10 protein-coding genes are annotated in these 18,929 nt (G+C 38.9%); 2 read left to right on the top strand and 8 right to left on the bottom strand.

Going from position 1 to position 18,929, the window contains the following annotated elements:
- Positions 1-207 precede the first annotated feature (207 nt).
- The 5 genes from BP621_RS02030 to BP621_RS02010 form a co-directional block, all read right to left on the bottom strand.
- Entirely contained in the window at positions 208-789 is a 582-nt protein-coding gene (locus BP621_RS02030) for a hypothetical protein (RefSeq protein ID WP_292387693.1), read from the bottom strand.
- A 689-nt stretch (positions 790-1,478) separates the two neighbouring features.
- Positions 1,479-4,700: a type I restriction endonuclease subunit R gene (locus BP621_RS02025; protein ID WP_292387697.1), complete on the bottom strand. Its 3,222-nt coding sequence runs from the start codon at positions 4,698-4,700 to the stop codon at positions 1,479-1,481.
- Positions 4,701-4,952: 252 nt separating this feature from the next.
- The gene (locus BP621_RS02020; RefSeq protein WP_292387691.1) at positions 4,953-6,281 is read right to left on the bottom strand and encodes a restriction endonuclease subunit S; all 1,329 of its coding nucleotides are present in this window, start codon (positions 6,279-6,281) and stop codon (positions 4,953-4,955) included.
- Positions 6,271-7,806 carry a type I restriction-modification system subunit M gene (locus BP621_RS02015; RefSeq protein WP_292387690.1) on the bottom strand — a complete coding sequence of 512 codons (1,536 nt, stop codon included), beginning with the start codon at positions 7,804-7,806 and terminating at the stop codon, positions 6,271-6,273. Before BP621_RS02015 ends, BP621_RS02020 begins: the two co-directional genes overlap by 11 nt.
- A gap of 244 nt (positions 7,807-8,050) precedes the next feature.
- The gene (locus BP621_RS02010) at positions 8,051-9,154 is read right to left on the bottom strand and encodes a hypothetical protein (protein ID WP_292387688.1); all 1,104 of its coding nucleotides are present in this window, start codon (positions 9,152-9,154) and stop codon (positions 8,051-8,053) included.
- A gap of 526 nt (positions 9,155-9,680) precedes the next feature.
- Here BP621_RS02010 and BP621_RS02005 point away from each other — a divergent pair.
- Positions 9,681-10,937: a hypothetical protein gene (locus BP621_RS02005; protein WP_292387687.1), complete on the top strand. Its 1,257-nt coding sequence runs from the start codon at positions 9,681-9,683 to the stop codon at positions 10,935-10,937.
- 128 nt (positions 10,938-11,065) lie between these two features.
- On the opposite strand, the gene BP621_RS02000 is transcribed toward BP621_RS02005, so the two are convergent.
- From BP621_RS02000 to BP621_RS01990, 3 genes are all read right to left on the bottom strand, one after another.
- The gene (locus tag BP621_RS02000) at positions 11,066-14,248 is read right to left on the bottom strand and encodes a PAS domain S-box protein (protein WP_292387686.1); all 3,183 of its coding nucleotides are present in this window, start codon (positions 14,246-14,248) and stop codon (positions 11,066-11,068) included.
- Between the two features lie 1,365 nt (positions 14,249-15,613).
- Positions 15,614-16,048 carry a transposase gene (locus tag BP621_RS01995; protein ID WP_292387696.1) on the bottom strand — a complete coding sequence of 145 codons (435 nt, stop codon included), beginning with the start codon at positions 16,046-16,048 and terminating at the stop codon, positions 15,614-15,616.
- 11 nt (positions 16,049-16,059) lie between these two features.
- Positions 16,060-16,389, bottom strand: coding sequence for a transposase (locus BP621_RS01990; protein WP_292387684.1), 330 nt, complete (start codon positions 16,387-16,389; stop codon positions 16,060-16,062).
- Between the two features lie 689 nt (positions 16,390-17,078).
- Between BP621_RS01990 and BP621_RS01985 the strand changes: the two genes are divergently transcribed.
- Positions 17,079-18,704, top strand: a complete 1,626-nt coding sequence (locus BP621_RS01985; RefSeq protein WP_292387683.1) for a PKD domain-containing protein — start codon at positions 17,079-17,081, stop codon at positions 18,702-18,704.
- Positions 18,705-18,929 lie beyond the last annotated feature (225 nt).

The following is an 18,929-nucleotide window of genomic DNA, read 5'->3' as shown; positions in this document are numbered from 1 at the left end:
CACTTATTTTAGGTGCTCCTACATTTTTGTGGTAAAAAGTGGAAGAAGCTATTTATATAAAACCCGTTTTATAATAACTGGTCAATTTAGAATTTTTACAGAGCCAATTTTTAATTTCTAAATTCTTTTTTTCTTAACTCTTTCTGTCCTGAGTTTCTTTTTTAGATTTTTCCGTGAGTTTCTCATTTCTGAATTTTCTATTTTTTTTTAATCCCGAAGAAAAGCCGAAAGTTTCATCTGCTCGATTTTCTGAATTGTTTCAAGTTGCCCTTCGTGTTTTTGTTGTTTTTTAGTTTTTTCTTTTTCTCCGGGCTCAAGAACAGGCTCCAGAAAGTTATCAAAAAAAGCGGATTCATTTTCTGTACTTAGCGAATCTCTATAATACTCTGTTGTTTTTTCCTGCCAATTTTCCGAAAGAAGCAGGAACTTCATTCCCCTTTTTTGCTCATTCCATTCCCAGACTCCAGCCTGGTAAAAGATGACTCCTAACTGGCTTGAAAGCTGAGCATAAGAGACGTCTGGCCGGAGTTTATACAAGAATCTCCCAATTCCGTCCTTTTCTGTGCCCATGCATAATTTTGAAGCGTTATTTGCAAGGTCTTTCCATTCTCTATCCTGCATGAACTCACAGAGACTGTCCAGATGGCGGCAGCTAATCTTATCAATTCTGGGAAAACGATTCTTTCTGAACTTCCTTTTGATGAAAATGTTTCCTCGACTGTCTATCCGCCAGGAAAATACTTTCTGCTTTGTCCCAAGGGTTCTGGATCGAGACCAGGAAGCAGCCATTGTAAATAAATAGGATTTTAAATATAAAGAATTGTTTGTTGTATATCTCCCCCTGTAGCGTCTGCAAATCTGATAGTTAAATCAAAAAATTTTTTCATGCAGCTTTTGGAAAGCTCAAATTTCATTTAAATATATTTTTAATTTATTTTTAGATCCCCAAGTTAAGGTGCATAGGCGTTTATGTAATTTCTTACAATAATCCAGAGAATAAGACAACAAATTGCTTCGATTAAATCTTTTTTGAACTGTATTTCCATGTGCTTATATAATCCGCTAGTCATATTTAAATTTTTTTGTCTGTTTAAAAATTAGTTTATCATTATAATTCCCGTAGAGAAACTCTCTTTTTCGTTTTTAAAACTCGAATTGTGTCACATCGATGCGCAGAGTCCAAGAAAATAATCTCATTCTCCAGTTCAATAATTTCAAAAATAAAAACAAATGACTTATTAATATGAACTAGCCTCAAACCTTTCAATCATACCTATGGTTTGGAGCGATAAGGGTCATCGAGGATTTCACTTACTTTGCTCAGCAGGACTCTCTTAGGTTTCAAGAATCTTTTCTTCAGGAAAAACAGGTCATCAGATATTTCCTTATAAGCTCGGTTTCGAGCATGTTTTCATATGTATTTCGCGCTTGGATTATATTTGTACCTGGCTGTGATTACAAGAATTCGGAATTCTTTCTCAAGCTACTGCTTCGTAGATACTGTGGCTATCACCAGCATAAGAATCATAAATATGTTGAAAGACTGTATTGCACTTCTCGTCATAGGTTCTGGGATCATATGATTCGGGCAGTCCCCTATCAAGCTCATCTTCAATTTCCTTTTTAACTGTCGCGATTGCCTGTTGTTTTTTCCGCCAGTCAAGAACGAGTTTCTCAGCTTTTAGTGTAGAAAGCAGATCTCTTGCAACCTGCTTTACCTGGTTTTTATCTTTTTCAGTTAGATCAGGCTTTTTCAATTTGTCAAAGAGTGAGAGTTCTTCTTCAGTTAAATTTTCCGTTATTGCTCTCTCATCTTCTTTTTTCAGCTTTTTAGCAAATTCGATCAGTTCTTTGTAAGGATGATCTACGTTAGCAGAACCTGAATTATAAGTTTCTATTAGTTTTTCAAAACTCTTCTGAAAATCAAGGCGACTGTTATTCATTTTAACCATTTCTTTTAGTTTGTAAGAGAGAAGATTTTTCAGCCATTCAAACTCAGTGTTCTTATGCTGCTCATCGAATCTATAGGCCAGAGCATCAAAGTCGATGTCTCTAAGAGCAATTATCCTGCCCTTTTTTGACTCCTCAATGATATATTCTCTGGGTTTAATCGATTTATCAAGGAGTCGCTGTATGCCATCCATTACTCTTGAGATATCAACTTCGGGATCAAGAGAACGGATTTCGTTTATCAGTTCCTCGTAAAGAGTTACCTGCGGAAAAAACTCTGAAGCCCGTTTGTGGGGAAGTATGGACTTGTATATTTTGAGAGCAGTTCCGGCCTCGGTTAAAAATTTCTTTTTTGTTGACTCGTTTATGAGAATAGCGTCAGTTGCATCTTTCAAGAGCTTTATTTTTTCAAAACCCGACTTAGTCTTAATTATTTTGTCAGAATTTACCGAAAGGTCAGAAAGGAATTTATTTATCTTTTTGAGCTTCTGTTCGAGGCCTTCCACAAGTTTTTCTTTTGGCTTGATCGGTATTTCAAATCCGCCGGATCTGGGCGTTGCATAAATCTTGAGGGCCTGTTCAAGATTTCTAAAAATACCAACATAGTCAACAATGAAGCCTCCTGTTTTATCCCCAAAGACCCTGTTTGCCCTAGCAATTGTTTGCATGAGGCTGTGGTCTTTCATGGGCCTGTCAAGGTAAATCGTTGAAAGCGAGGGAACATCGAAGCCTTCTCTCCATTTACTGCACACGAAAACAATTTTGAGCTTACTCTTTGAATCTTTGAAAATTTCTTCAAGATTTTCCGCAGCCATTCTTTTCCTGTGTGGCCTTATATTCAGCCCGTTTTCCTCAAATTTCTTTACCTCATTCTGCCCTTCGCTGATAACGACTGCCATATCCGTGCTTTCAAGTTCAAAAATCTGTCTTTCCAGATCTATAGCTTTCTCGCCTTCAGTTATTTCTTTTCTTTTTTCCTTGAGTTCGTTAATATGCATTTTCCAGTATTTCTGGATTTTATCGTACATCCTGACCGTTGTAAGCTTATCAATGGATACGACAAGGGCTTTTCCGGCGTAACCACGCGTAGTATAATGCTTTACAATGTCTTCGGCAATCGTTTCCAGACGGTCTTCCCTTACGATTATCTGGTATTCTTTTGCAAAGTCGGTAGCAAGTTTGGATTCTTCTTCATCATTCAGACCTGCTTTTTCGATTTCTCTGTAAATATCGTCATTGAGGCTCTCGTTATGCAACTGAACTTCAGGCACGCGATTTTCATAATAGAGAGGGACGGTTGCCCCATCTTCTATCGATTGTATGAAGTTATAGATGCTCACGTAATCCCCGAATGTGTCTTTTGTCTTTTCTTCACCAGCCATTAAAGGCGTACCTGTAAAACCTATGAAACTCGCATTCGGAAGGGCATCTCTCATGTTCTGAGCCAGAGTGTCGTACTGAGTCCTGTGTGCTTCGTCTGCAATTACTATAATGTCATCCCTATCCGAAAGAAGAGGATGTTTCACTCCTTTGTTAGTCCCGAATTTGTGGATCAGGGTAAAAACAAGCCTGTGGTCTTCCCTTAGCAACTGCCTCAGATGCTCCCCGCTTTTAGCCTGCACGCGTATTTCGCTTATTGCGCCAGCATTCTGGAAGTTCTGGTAGATCTGCTCATCCAGTTCATCTCTGTCGGTTACGACTACAAAGGTATAGTTGCCAGGAAATTTTCGCAGGATTTTTTGAGCAAAAAAGATCATGGAATAGCTTTTTTCCGAACCCTGAGTGTGCCAGAAGACCCCGATTTTCCCTTCATTCTCTTTGCGTCTTTTGAAGGAATCTATGGCATTATTAACCCCAAGATACTGGTGATTTTTAGCAATAATTTTGACCGAATGCCCTTCGCTGCTTGAAAAAAGTGTGAAGTTTTCCAGAATATCAAGGAAGCGGCCCTTTTCGCAGGTTCCCCTTATCATTGTATCCAGCAGGGTATCTCCGGTTTCGTTTTCATATTCAACCCTTTTCCATTCCCCAAAATGCTCAAACCCGCTTGTAACGGTGCCGATTTTTGACTCTCTACCATTGGAAAGGATTATAAACGCATTGTACCAGAAAAGCTGTGGAATTGTTTCTTTATAGTCCGTAAGATTATCGTCAAAAGCCTCTTTGACCCTTCTGGCAGTCGCTTTTAGCTCAAAAAAGATTAAAGGAATCCCGTTTACAAATCCCAGGAGGTCGGTCCGCCTGGGTTCCACTTCTCCCATAATCCAGAACTGGGAAGCTAAAAAGAAGTTGTTATTTTCGGGATTGTCAAAATCAAGGATTTTTACGGTCTGGTCTTCAATTTCTCCTTTTTCGTTCCTGACTTTGACCTTGACCCCGTTTTTAATTAGCGAATAAACTTCCTGATTCGCCTTTACAGGACTTAGTCTGCTCCTATCCTTTGCCAGTTCCTGGATTGCATACTTTTCAGCTTCGGGGCAAATATCAGGATTGAGTTTTTTGATTGCTTCTCTCAGCTTCCTGAAAATCAATACTTCGGATTTTGTTTTCCTTCCGAGAGTCCCTTTCCCGTCAAGCCCGAACTTTTCATGGAAGCAATTTAAGGAAGTATACCCCAGTTTTTGAAACTCTCGGATTGCAGACTTTTCTACGAGGGTACCTTCACTGTAATCTCCAGAATCCGAGTCATCTTCCCCTTTTAAAGCATCGTTTCTCACGAATTCGTCGTTACTTTTTATCTCGGCAACCATTCTTAACACGACTTAGATTTTTCCCCTGGCTTTTCCAAAATTCTATATCCTGTTAAGACTTCTCAACTATTTAAATTATATTGATTTATATTATTTTTCTGAGCTTGAATTTCTAAAAACTACGTTGATTTGAAATCAAAAATCATTCAGGTGAAGAGTTACATTATTTCTTGCCAAAAATAAGAGCACAAAGAATATCCTGGAACCGATTCTCTGTGCTTACAAGATAAGTAAAAAATTGAGAAAGAGTATTTAAAAAGAAGTTATGCTCTCAGATTTATTTTCGGTTTTTTGAATTTGGGATACTTCAAGCTCATCCCTGATATGAATATCCAGATCCGAAACGTCGATTTCTCCTGAAATGAGTTTTGGGAGAAGAAGGTCGCGGGTCTTGCGGAGATTTTGGTTTTTGTTAATTAATATATTCAATTGCTTTCTAAGAAGTCCAATTTTATCTTCAAATAATGTTAATAAGTATTCAGGTGGAATTATTAAGTCAATGTTAGTAATTACACCTGCACTGGCACTTTTTCTGGTAGTCCCTGTCGATGCAGCGGTTACATAATTTTGAAATTTGTCTGACTGTAAAAAGTAAAACAAATAATAAGGCTTGATATTTTTAATTATTTCCAGTCTTATCAAGTAAGAAGCAAATACAGCATTAACTTCTGTTTCAACAATTCCAACTTTACCGGGATCGGCCATTCTTATAACAACAATATCTCCTTTCTTTAAGAGATATTTATCTAAAACTTCAGGAGAAATCGAACAAAAAGGCACTTCGTCCCAGGAAATGTATGACTGTTTATTGATATCTTTACCCCTCAAAAACTTTGGGCCAATTTCTTCTTCGGTTGCACTTTCTGTATATCCATATTGTGTTTTGACCAGTTCAGATAATTTTTCTACTTCCCAACCTTCCGGAATCTCCCCCAATTCCGAAGATCCCATTTTTACTTTTTCGTGCCCTGGAAACCTGAATTTAACGAACCATTCTTCGTAAACCAGCTTTGCCATTTGTTCAAGGATTTCTATTCGCCGGGTGTTGTTTTCAATTAGGTCGTCATAGTTAGAGAGAATGGAAGCGATTTTTTGTTGAGTCTTTATAGGCGGTAGGCGAAACTGATATGCTTGTATTTGTGGACCACTGATGTGAGGAATGTTTATACCAGTTATTACTGACTTCACATAATTTGTGAAGTTAATATCAGAAATGATGTACCTAATAAAATTTGTTAAAAGTCCATTCTTTCCACGGAGACGCGACACTCGTTGAACAAGCAAGCAAGGCAAATCACTCCCTTTTATATAAGCCCATTTTAATCCTGCTTCAATCCAAGGACGATCCATTGCTAAAACAACATCATTATATTCAAGAGAATATTTTGAAAACTGTTCAATCTCTGAAGAAGTCCATCTCTTACAATTTTCCCATCTCAATGCTCCTTGAACTACATTGTCACCACGTAATAGACGTATTCCAGTTGGATCATCGATGTACTTTGCACTTTTAAAAGGGAATCCAGTTAAAAAATCTACGTGATCTCCAAGTAATACTTCTGGCCAGGAATTACTTTTCATTAAGTACTACCTCCAAAAGTCTAGTCACATTTTCACCAATCTCTTCTTCCAGCTCTCTTGCTTCAAAATTAAGCCCCTCAAGCTCCTCATTCAACTCTTGCAGCCTTTCAGTGAAATCAAAATCCTCTTCAACGGCTTCGGCAACCCCGACATACCGCCCCGGATTCAGAGAATATCCCTGCTCCCTGACCTCGTCAAGCGTTGCAACCTTACACAGCCCCTTAACGTCCTCATAAGGTTCGCTTCCTTCCTTTTTGCGGTAGCTCCTTACGATTCCAGCGAGCTTTTCTATCTGCTCGCCGGTAAATTCCCTGTGCGCCCGGTCGACCTGCGTGAAAATTTCCCGCGCATCAATGAAGAGGATCTTATCTTTTCGTGATGTGCTGGCTTTGCCTTTGTCCAGGAACCAGAGGGTGCAGGGCAGGGTGACGGTGTAGAAAAAGTTTGAGCCGATTGAGACCATCACGTCAAATGCATTGCTTTCAATAAGCTGCTTGCGGATTTCGGCTTCTGTGCCCCTGGCGTCCGATGCGGAATTTGCCATCACAAAACCGGCCCTGCCTTTTTCATTCAGGGCTGACCAGAAGTGCTGTATCCATAGGTAATTTGCGTTATCAGTAGACGGGGTGCCGAGAGGTACTCTTTTGTCGCCTTTGACTTTTTCAAAATCGACTTTTTTCACGTTGAATGGTGGATTTGCCATCACGAAATCGAAGGTTCCGACTGAGTTGTGAATGTCTTCGTAATAGGTGTTGCCTTCTTTAATGTCCCCTGAGAGGCCGTGGACTGCGAGGTTCATTTTACAGAGCCGGACAGTATCGGCTACCTTTTCCTGGCCGTAGATTGAAATCTCGGAACTGGCTTCTCGATGTTGGTTTTCTACGAAATGGGCACTCTGGACGAACATGCCGCCTGACCCGCAGGCAGGGTCAAGGATTCTTCCGTGGTAGGGCTCGATAATTTCCACAATCAGCCTGACAAGAGATGTAGGGGTGAAGAATTCCCCGCCTTTCTGGCCTTCGGCCATTGCGAATTTGCCGAGGAAGTATTCGTAGATTTTGCCGAAAGCATCGCCTTTGATTTCCGGGGGTAGTTTGAAGGCTTTTAAAAGGGCAACAAGCAGGTCGTTTTCAAAAGATGTGTAATTTCTTGGCAGGGTGTCGGTCAGTTCGGGATTTTCGGCTTCAATTGCTTCCATCGCGTCATTTACGGCCTTCCCTATGTTTTCGCTTTCTGGCAGGTCCAGCAGATAAGAATATCTGGCTTTTTCCGGAAGGTACAGGACTCCTTTTGCCTGGAAATCAACTTTTGAGATTTCTTTTTTCCTTCGTCTGCTGGACAAGTTGTTTTCCAGCTCCAGCTTCAATTCCTGTTCTGCATTGGCGAATTTGAATTCGGAGTACCTTAGAAAAATTAATCCGAGTACAGGCACAGAATATTCCGAGGCTTTCAAGCCGGAATTAGCTCGAAGTTCATTAGCTACGTCCCATAACCTGTTTTCAGTTTCGTTATTATTGCCTGCCATATTCACATCTTCTTTTGAACTTGTTTTTACTTCACATCACAGAATTAACATATATAGGTTGCCAAAAGTGATGGAAATTGGGTAAGTATATTTACTAAAAATGAAATTCAGTAGTAGACGTGAGTTATTGAAAACCATAAGCATACGGATATCCCTATGTTTAATCAAAATGTTAGGAACATACTTGCTTTTTCTGAATTAACCAATGACTCACGGACATGACCAAATGTTTTATCCTCAAGAATCAACTGCTTTTGTTTGGTCCCTGATGGTTCCTGATCTGCACTGCCCGATACCTGTCATAGAGCGTTACGTTCAGGGTAAGGAGGAGGACGAAAAAGAGCGTGTTAAAAAGGTTGATCGAGCCGTTGTATCTGGGCAGCAGGAAATCGAATGCAAGTACGATGCCGAAGTTCACTATGGTCATTACTATGAATTCCCGGATTATAGACTTCCAGTGAGTCCCACGCATGGCAAGCCAGTGGCTCAATGCAGTGTTAATTATTATGATAATAGCCATACCTATTGCTAGCTGGAGGTTGGTTGAACGTACCTCGGGAAGAATCTGGGCAAAAATTATGCTTAGGAGGGATACCAGCACTATTTTTTCAATAAGGGCATTATCAAAAAAACGTTTTGAGGAATTAAGCACCGAAGGACTGATTTCAACTCTCTGTCCGGAAATATCTTTCTGGATTGCAGGTACAGGATCAGCTGCAACTGAGAAGCCAGTTCTCATCGGTGGCATGTCTCGCAGTAGCGCCCATGCCATGCCAAGCAGGAATAAAGCCCAGCCGATAAGAATCAATGCGTTTGAAGGGTTTGCCCGGATCCAGTCGGTAGTGTCCAGCTGAGCGATGTGGATCCAGTATTCCTGCGGCAGTTTGATGAAGATCCAGATAAGGGCTGTAGCAGTGATCAGTTTGCTCTTTGTGAGCAGAATCGGGTTCCATTTCAGGCGTACTGCTTCGTAGAAAATAAAGAAATACTCAAAAGTATTGGGAAAAATAAACAACAGCTCCCGCAGATGTGTTAGCTCGAAAAGAGCTGCACCAACCAGCCTGTAATAGAAAAGGAAGCGGCTTATCTTAAAGGCAAAGAGATTTGACCAGTTCCGCATAGTTGAAAGATATGCTATGGCCAGGTAATAATTGTCAAGGGCCTTATCATAGCTCTGGTAGCCTTCAAGGGGAAGGCTCGTAAATAGCTGGAAGATTGTCTGGTCTACGGTATCGAGAATTAGAGAAGCGATTACTGCGGGCAGAGGATATCTTGGAATTGCGAGCGGTATAAAGAAACGTAACATAACTACAGCCCAGAAAATCAACATATCCAATGTATCCGGCATGCTAAATCTGCCCCCTTTGCCTAAAATTTTTGACCCTGTCTCCTGATTTATCAAGCTTTTCGAAGTTCAAACCGTCAGACCGAAAATCGATGTTATAAGCTGGGTCTAAGAAATTAACGTCGTGTATCTTTACTTAAGTTGAAATTAATAATTACTATTATATGCCTTTCTTTATTATATTATCTTATTAATTTCGCGACTTTCGGTTGTTTGAACTACTACTTTTATATTGAAACCAGCCTACTCATGTTGAAACTAATATGATTGATTTTTATATATGTCGGGTTTATAGATATATCCAATTAATCTAAAAAAAGCCAGCTAAATGCCAGTCACCTTGCCTACAGCCAGGGACATTGGAGCTTAAGGCGGGAAATATTGCAGATATGTGGCTCTGCTGAGAAAAAATTACGGCAAAAGGGAACGACCTTGCTCTTTGTGGAATCCTGTATCCGGAAGCTGGAGTTATGCCCGGTTCTGAGAATGCGCAGAGGGCCAGAGCTGGTAAAATATGGGGGAAACATTCATGGTACAATTCAAACCTTTTGAAATGGATAGTATTCCAATAGAAGAGCAGTTTATGAACTGGAAGGAGATCGTCAAGCCTCCGTACAACAAGAAATCTGTCGATGCATATACCCGGACCCGGGTAATCCTGATGAATGGGATTGAGAATGCTTCTATCCTCATGTCCCATGCTATTGAACGAATGACTGTCGATCCGGAAATTAAGCGCCAGATGGCAATGATGAGGCGTGTAGATTCCATGCAGCAGACGGTCGATTGGTTAAATCCGGCTAATCAGAGTGTTATAGAGACCACACTTGGCTATGAACAGGTAGCGGTTGATCTCACTTCAAACCTTGCCAAAAACGAACCCGATCCATATGTAAAGCAAACACTGGACTTCGCCCTGCTTGAAGACTTCGACCACCTTTACCGCTACAGTTGCCTTTATGATTATCTGGAAGGTGGCAACTATGACTCTATTGTCCAAGGTAAGACCGAGGTAAAAGCTGCAAGACCAACGGTTGCCCATCACCGTCACCCTGACGAGACCATGCGCAAGCATTACGATAAAGACACGGCTGATATAAAAACCAAGATGAATTATCTCACCATTGTTGCAGGCGAGCAGCAAACCGAGCTTTTCTATAAAACTCAAGGGAACATGTATTCTGACGAACTTGCAAGACAGCTCTACTCCGAAATTGCTGACGTTGAAGAAGAGCACGTGACTCTGTACGGGCTGCTCGGTGACCCGCGCGAAACAATGCTCGAAAAGTCCGCACACATGCAGCTCTGTGAAGCCTATATTTATTTCTCCTGCGCACAGACAGAAACCGATCCAAGGATAAAAGCGATCTGGGAAGATTTTGCGAAAATGGAGATTTCACACTTCGAGAACTGTGCCCGCCTCCTTGAAAAATATGAAGGTCGGGATATAAGTGATGTCGTAAAGGCTGATGTTATCGAACCTCTGGTCGTTTTCGAGCCGAATAAAAATTATGTAAATAAAGTAATCGATGAGCAGCTTGATCTAATGCCTTCAAATATGGAATACAAGCGGCTCGGTGAACTGTCAGACGAATGGGCCAGCTTCAAGTTCCAGTGGAAGATGAATGAAGCTGACGTGCCTAGTAAAGAGGTTGTCAGCAAAGCGAGCAGTGAATTGGCTAAACGAGATCAGGCGAAAAATATTAAACAGTTTAAACGTCAGTTAGCTGAGCGGACACAAAATGTAATGGCTTCGCAAAGAGAAAAAATGATGTCGCACCCCTGATAAAGTCTTTAGGTCTTTATATGTATCCTTTAATTTCGGATATAGGAAAGCCATCTTTTAAATTTTATATATAGGGCGTCAAATAACGCCCCATTTTTAATCTCTTCTCACTTTCTGTTAAAATGATATTATTCAATTGATTGTTGTACTTCTGGTACTGACGCCTGGCTACTTTTCTCTGCCACTGTGAATTTCATAGTAAACTCAGTTCCATTATTTCCTTTCAGTTCAAGTTCTCCATCTAACTGGTCGACAAGAGAAGTTACAAGCTGAAGCCCCAAACTATCAAGGTCTTCAATGTTAAGGTCTTCGGGTATACCAATGCCGTTGTCTGAGACGGATAGAACATAAGCAGTACTCGCAAATTTCTCGCTCTTGATTTCTCCATTTCCCTCTCTGTGAAGTCTGATTCTTATTTCTCCTTTATCCCTGCCGGAAAATGCATATTTAAAGGAGTTTGAAACAATTTCGTTGATAGCTATCCCTAATGGAATAGCAGTATCCATATCTAAGAAAATATTCTCTTCCAGATCGAAATTTAAACTAACATCTGTCTTGAGACTGTATGTTAGGAGGAGATTATTAGCTAATTCCTTTATGTATTGCGAAAAGTTAAGTAAATCAATATTTTTACCTTTATACAATTCCTCATGTATAAGAGCAATCGAAAGAACTCTGTCAATGCTTTCTTTAAAAGCTTTCAATACTTCTAAATCTGTGATATTCTTTCTGCCCTTAAACAAATCAGCCTGAAGATCCAGAAGTGAGGAGATAACCTGAAGATTATTCTTGATCCTGTGATGTAATTCCTTCTTACGGGCAATTTCGAAATTCCTTAGAGCTTCTTCAGCTTTTTTGCGTTCAGTTATATTTCTGGAAATGAACGAGACAGCTGACAGCTTTCCATTAGTATCAAAAACCGGAGAAAGAGTTATTGAAATATTTATTGGCTTTCCGTCCTTTCTTAACCTTAAAGTCTCATAACGTTGGATCTCTTTTCCCTGCTTGATATCTTCAATTAGTTTTAGAGTTTCTTTATCCAAATTGGATGGAGCCAGAATGGATGCATGTTTTCCGAGAATTTCTTCCGAGGAATAACCATAAACCTGCTCTGCTCCTTTATTCCAGCTGGTAATAATGCCATCAAGTGATAAAGTTCCTACAGCGTCTAGTGATGATTCCACAATATTCGCCAAGGTCTCAATTCTCTCTTCAATGATTCTAAGATCTGTTATATCTTGCGTTGTTCCTCTAAACCGAACAGGATTATTGTCCTTATCGAAAACAGTTTCACCTTTAGAATGGGCTATGCGCTTTTCCCCATTGGCTAGAATTATTCTATGATCAGTACTAAAGTTTTTTCCGCTTAAAGCTCCTTTAACGGCATTATCGACATAATCTTGATCATCTGGATGTAAGTAACTTAAAAATAAGCCATAACTTACTTCAAACTCTTGAGGCTTAAGTCCAAAAATCCGATACATTTCATCAGACCAATGCAATTTACCAGTTACAAAGTTCCATTCCCAATTTCCAATATGAGCCATTTCTTGGGCATCAGAAAGAAGTTCTTCTTTTTCTTTCAATGTGCTATAAGCTTTTTCAAGCTCTATGGTACGTTCTTTAACTTTTTCCTCCAAAGTTTCATTTGCTATTTTAAGGGCATCTTCTGTATTCTTGAGTTGTGTAATGTCTGTAAAAGTGCAAATTATAATGTTAATGCTACCATCGGGATTTAACAGCGGCTCGGCGCTTGCAAGCGTCCACACCCAATCTTCGTGTGAATAACGACGTATGCCAATAACCTGATTCTTTAACGGTTTGCGATTAATCCTGGCGTACTGTACCGGGTGAGACTCAAAACGCAGGGCATTTCCATCCTTATCGACGACATTCCATGTATCCCAACCAAGGTTTTGAATCTTTATATGCTCAAGCTCTTGTTCAGAGATATTGAAAATTTGCAGAAATGCGGGATTATATATTGCAAATTTACCTTCGCCATCAATGAGAAAAACACCGGATTCTAGATCCTTCACTAGTGCCTTAAACCGCAACTCGCTCGACTTTAATTCTTGCTCAGCCAGTTTGCGCTCCTGTTCAACCTTTCTCCTCTGCAGAACTTGCGTCACCGCCGGCGCGATAGCTTCGAGATCCTCCTGTTGCTCGTAGCTATAGCCACCTTCACGGTTTCCAACCCCAATAGAGCCTACAATTTTTCCGTCTAAGATAAGAGGCACAGTGAGAAATGACTCTATCGGTGGATGACCAGCCGGCAAGCCGGCACTATCGGGGTGTGACTGTGGATCGTTGGTAAAGAAGCTTTTCCCGTTGATTATGACACTACCATACAAACCATGGACAACATAATCATGCGGAAGACAAATATGCCCTGTCTTGTCGTACATATGACACTGTTCCCATGCCAGCTTACTTTTTGCAACATCGTGCAGTAGCCCGTCAGCGCACATTTCAATAATGTAACCAAACTCGCTGCCGGTTACTTCCAGGGCTACAGATAGACATGCTTCCCCCAGTTCTTCTTCTGTTTTTGCCTGCACCACATTGCTGAAGACCCAGTTGATTCCCTCAAGAATACAGTTGTATCTGCGAATCCGGTGCTCTTCTTGCTTACGCTCGGTAATGTCGCGATTGCTGCCCCGGCTTCCAGCGTAGCATCCCTTACCGTCGTAGAAAGGCTGGCATAGGTGGTGAATCCATCTTATTTCGCCATCTTTTGTTATAATGCGAAACTCAATATCACCATGACGACTCGGTGGCGTATCATGCTTATACTGGAGAAATGCCTGCCGATCGTCCGAATGTATTATTTCTTGGAGCAGATCAGGGTTGTTAATGAATTCCCATACAGCGTATCCTGTGACCCGCTCGCAAGAAGGCGACATATACAGGAAACTACCATCAGGGCCCAGCCAAAACTCCCAGTCAAAGGTGTTATCTGCTACGATACGATATTTCCCCTCACTCTCCCGAAGTTTTTCTTCAAGCACTTTCTGGTCACTTATATCGAATCCATAAATGTTTACAGATTCTTCTTCTGGTAAAGGTTGAAACGTGACCAAGTATACTTTTGTTCCCACTTTAATTTCCATTTTTTCTGGTCTATTCTGGTAAAGTACCCTTTGCACAATATCTCCGATACTAGAAGGCAGTTTTTCTCCAATTTCCACACCCCATTCGATTAATAAAGGCTTAGCTGCCTCATTTGAGTAAAGAACAGTAACATTTTTTTCAACGCTAATTACAGGATTGGGGTTTTTAGCAGGAAAGTGTTTCATTCTCGCTTTCATTTTCCCTTGTGACTCCATTTCTTTGGTTGCACTAGCCTTATCGTTAATAATTGTTGAATCGCTCGCAGCAAAAGATGGTTTTTAATTCAAAATAATTATATAATTAAATTAAATTTAAGACTTTCTATTTAAATAAATATCGTTAAGGGCGAAAAATAATTGATATAATTGATTTTCTCAAGAATATAAAGCCTGGGCCGTGTATTAGTAAGTGGTTGATATTTTTTCTATGATTATTTTTACGAAGTTGTATAGTTCTCTAAGCTTACCTGCNNAAAATATCAGCTGATTATTGAGAGACCACCAAAGCCTGAGAATAAATAGATTTCCTACAAAAAATTTAAAATGTCTATTAAGATTAAAACTGAGCCTATCCCAAAAGCCACTTTATTCTTAGTCGTTGGAAATTTTCAAAGTTGTTTTCATGATCCTAAGCTTAATTGATTATTCGAAATACAAGGCCCAAGAAGCAAATTTCAAGTTTTGGGATGAGCTCTTCATAAAATCTATGTGTTTTAGCTTCTTTTGAGCCAATTCCTATGGCAAATTGCAGGAAATTCTTGGACATATGCAGATCTTTTAATGTAAACGATACATAAATTTATTAAAATTTTATTATTTGTTAATTAATAAAATATGAAGCCTTATAAAATGTCACAGTGATGAATGATTTGCAGAATTTGACTACATAAAATCAGTTTCTGATAATTATAGAATTCTTAATTATATTTCTATAGTATTTATATTTTGTAACGAATATAGTCGGTGTGAGCAATTGTGAAAACACTCTCAAGCATGTAAATCATCAGCATATAACATGTAAATAGACATCCCGATATGCGAATGATTTACCAATAATATTTGCTAATGATGAATGAATCGAAAAACATTCAATAAAGAAAACGATATTCATAAAATTATATTCACAATTGCATCTAATTAAGTAAAAATCTGGAGGGTATACAAATGTGGCATAGCTACTGCAGATATGATAGATATAGGCACTGCTGGTGGTGCACAGGTAATTGTCGCGGTGGTAGATACTAAAAACTTTTAGAAACTTTTAGAGACCAAATTGAAACTTTTAGGGTTTACACAGTTGAAAGTACAAACTGTTGAAGGTTTAATGCTGTCAAAATGCTGTCAATTTATCAATTCAACTGTGTAAGTTCTATCTATATAAAAGGATATACACATTAATTTTACCTGTGTATTTCCTATCTTTTTTGTATTGAATAGTGTGTTATCGGCAGAGTTCTTCTATCCTTTAGTAGAAGGAATAATTAAGTTCAAAGAAACATACACTTGAGTTCAAAACTTAGAATATGAAATCTGCAAAGTAGATCATAAAAATAGCAGATGAGCCTATCCCAAAAGTTCATTTAATCTAATTATTGCTGCTACCATTACAACTCCTAAATATGATTTCTCTTTGATTTCATATATTGGAAATACTTTCTTGCATGATTCTATCCAGCTAAAGAACCTTTCTACTAATCTTTTCTTTTTGTATTCTTCCTTATTAACCTTTATTGATCTTCTTCTCTTCATTTTCTTCCTGTTTCTTTTATTTACCGGTATATTGGACTCTATTCCTCTTCTCCTGTTGTATTTTCTAATTTTAGCTGTATCATACATTGCATCAGTTGTCACTTTGGAAGGCCTATTAACAGGCCTTCCTACAGGCCTCTTTATATTGAAATTTTTAAGCGTAGGTATATAATGTGTAGAATCATTCTTATTTGCAGGAACAATGATAATCGAGAGATGTAGGCCCTGTAAGTCTACTAAAACGCTTATTTTTATTCCTTTTATTTTTTTGTGTCCATCATAGCCGATATTTCCCCTTTTTTAGCCGGAATATCCTTTGTATCAGTAAAGCAATGAGAGAGACCTATTTTCTTCAAATCATAACCTTTGTTTAAGAGTTCATTGAAAATCTTCTGATAGGTACCATGTTCACACAAGTAAAGATGAAATCTATGCACTGTTGACTTAGATCCATATTTCCTGGGAATGTCTTTCCACGTACAACCGGTCATAACAACGTAAAAATACCGTTCATTAACTTTCTCATATTTGCGCGTGGCCTTCTTGTATGCGATTTCTATGGAGGAAGATAAGGTTCTATGGATTTCCATAGAACGTCATCGATTTCACAGAATAACATAAAAGCAAATTTATAATTTCAACATTATATTACTTTTGGGATAGGCTCCTTACAATTGAAGCATTCTTAGCTCGCATTTGCAATTCAACTGAAAAAAAGCAACAAAAAGCTTTCAACTGTTTTAATAATAAAGAGCTCATCCCAAAATCTGATTTAATTTCGGTATTGCTGCTGACATTACAACTTCAAAGTATGATTTATCTAGTACATTGCTTAACCTCAGTAATCAATTTTTAATTAAGTTAATTAAAGTGTTAATTGTTAGAGACTTTGGTGGTACAACTTATATTGATGTTTAGAAACTGTAAAGTTTGGAATTCAGTCGTGCGTAAAATTAACGACTTCAGTACAAAATCCAAAAGCTCGATTAGTTACTTACAAGAGATCTAAAAAAGTAATTTCGAGTTTTGAGATCAACTCAAAATGTTAATTGAATTATTTATTTTGTTTTCAGAATCAAATAATTAAGAATAAAATATAATAAATTAAGAAAGTGCTTTATATAAGGACAAGATATCAATATTTTTACTAAATTTTGAAAATTTTTTACTATTTAGCAAAAAATTTTGCGGCCAACTATTAGCAAAATCAACGCTAGATTTTGAAGAACCGACTTTACATTAAAAACTTCAGAATAACAAAAGATAATGGAGTAGGATAATGAAAATTAACAGAAAATTACAATCAGCAGCCTTAGTATCAGTAGCTATGGTTTTATTTTTAATTCTCGTTTCATCTGCAGCATCCGCAGCTACTGGGCAAGGTGCTTCATCTACGGGGACGTATGCATATATTACAAACATGAACAGCAAGGATGTCTCTATAATTGACACAGATACAAACACTGTAAAAGCAACGGTGAATGTAGGAGATAGCCCTTATGGAGTTGCAGTCAACCCGGCAGGAACAAAGGTATATGTGACACAGTTAAATATAGGGAGTTATGAAAATGCCTTTCCAGAATCAATTGTTCAAAAACCGGCATTAATAAAGAAAACAAAAGAATATATGGCGACCAGTGAAGGAACTGTCTCCGTAATTGACACAGCTACAAATACAGTTACAGCTACAGTGACTGTAGGAAGCAGCCCTTATGGAGTTGCAGTCAATCCGGACGGAACAAAAGTATATGTGGCGAACCTGGGTAGCAGCACTGTCTCTGTAATTGACACGGCTACAAACACTGTTACAGCCACTGTGAATGTAGGAAATTATCCTTGGGGAATTGCAGTCACACTAGATGGAACAAAAGTATATGTGGCGAACCTGGGTAGCAACACTGTCTCTATAATTGACACGGCTACAAATACAGTTACAGCCACAGTGCCTGTAGGAAGTGTCCCTAGTGGAGTTGCAGTCACACCGGATGGAAAAAAGGTATATGTGACAAATGAATACGATGTCTCTGTAATTGACACAAAAACAAATACTGTTACAGCCACGGTGCCTGTAGGAAGTTCACCCATTGAAGCTGCAGTCAACCCCGCTGGAACTAAGGTATATGTGACAAATAGTGGTGACAATACAGTTTCTGTAATAGACACGGCAACCGATACTGTTACAACCACGGTGCCAATAGGAAGTATAAGTATGCCTAATGGAGTTTCAGTCACACCAGATGGAACAAAAGTATATGTGGCAAATTATGGGGATAACACTGTCTCTGTTATTGACGCAGCAACCAATACTGTTACAACCACGGTACCAGTAGGAAGCAATCCAATAGCTTTTGGGCAGTTCATAGTTCCTCTCTCACCAGGTCCTTTCGCAAACTTTTCTGCGAGCCCTACCGAGGGAAAAGCACCGTTAACTGTTGCCTTTACTGACAAAAGCACAGGCTCACCGACTAAATGGAAATGGAACTTTGGAGACGGAACAACTTCAACCCAGCAGAATCCAACCCATAAGTATTCAAAAGTAGGGAGTTATACTGTTAAACTTACAACAACAAATGCTGACGGCAGTAACACGGCAACAAAAACAGATTATATAAAAGTAGTAACAAAGCCGATTGCTTCATTCACTGCGAAACCTACCTCGGGAAAAGCACCATTAACTGTTCCCTTTACTGATAAAAGTACAGGAATACCGACTAAATGGAAATGGAGTTTTGGAGATGGAGCATCTTCAACAGAACAGAGTCCAAAACATGAGTATTCACAGGAAGGAAGCTATAAAGTTACACTTACAGTAACCAATGTGGCAGGTAGCAGTACTCTAACGAAGACAAATTTCATAAAAGTAACAACAAATACAAGACCTGGTATATATTCTGAAAACAAATAATCCTTAAAATGAAACACAAGTAAAAAAGCAAAAGATAAAGGGTAATGAGAGTAATCGGTCAAATCTGACAAAAATAGAGAAAGTAGTCTTTTTGTCAGATTTGAAAATTACCTTTTTTGCGAGTTTCAGTAACTGGTTCGCACAGTCCAATTTCCTAACTGATTATAGCCAATTTAAGACATCCATTGCCTTAATCTTACTTTTATTGTGTGAAATACCTGATAT

It is taken from the genome of Methanosarcina sp. UBA5 (assembly GCF_002505485.1).
In the GTDB taxonomy this organism is placed as follows: domain Archaea; phylum Halobacteriota; class Methanosarcinia; order Methanosarcinales; family Methanosarcinaceae; genus Methanosarcina.
Note: the sequence above shows the minus strand (reverse complement) of the source record. Positions and strands in the feature narration are given on the sequence as shown.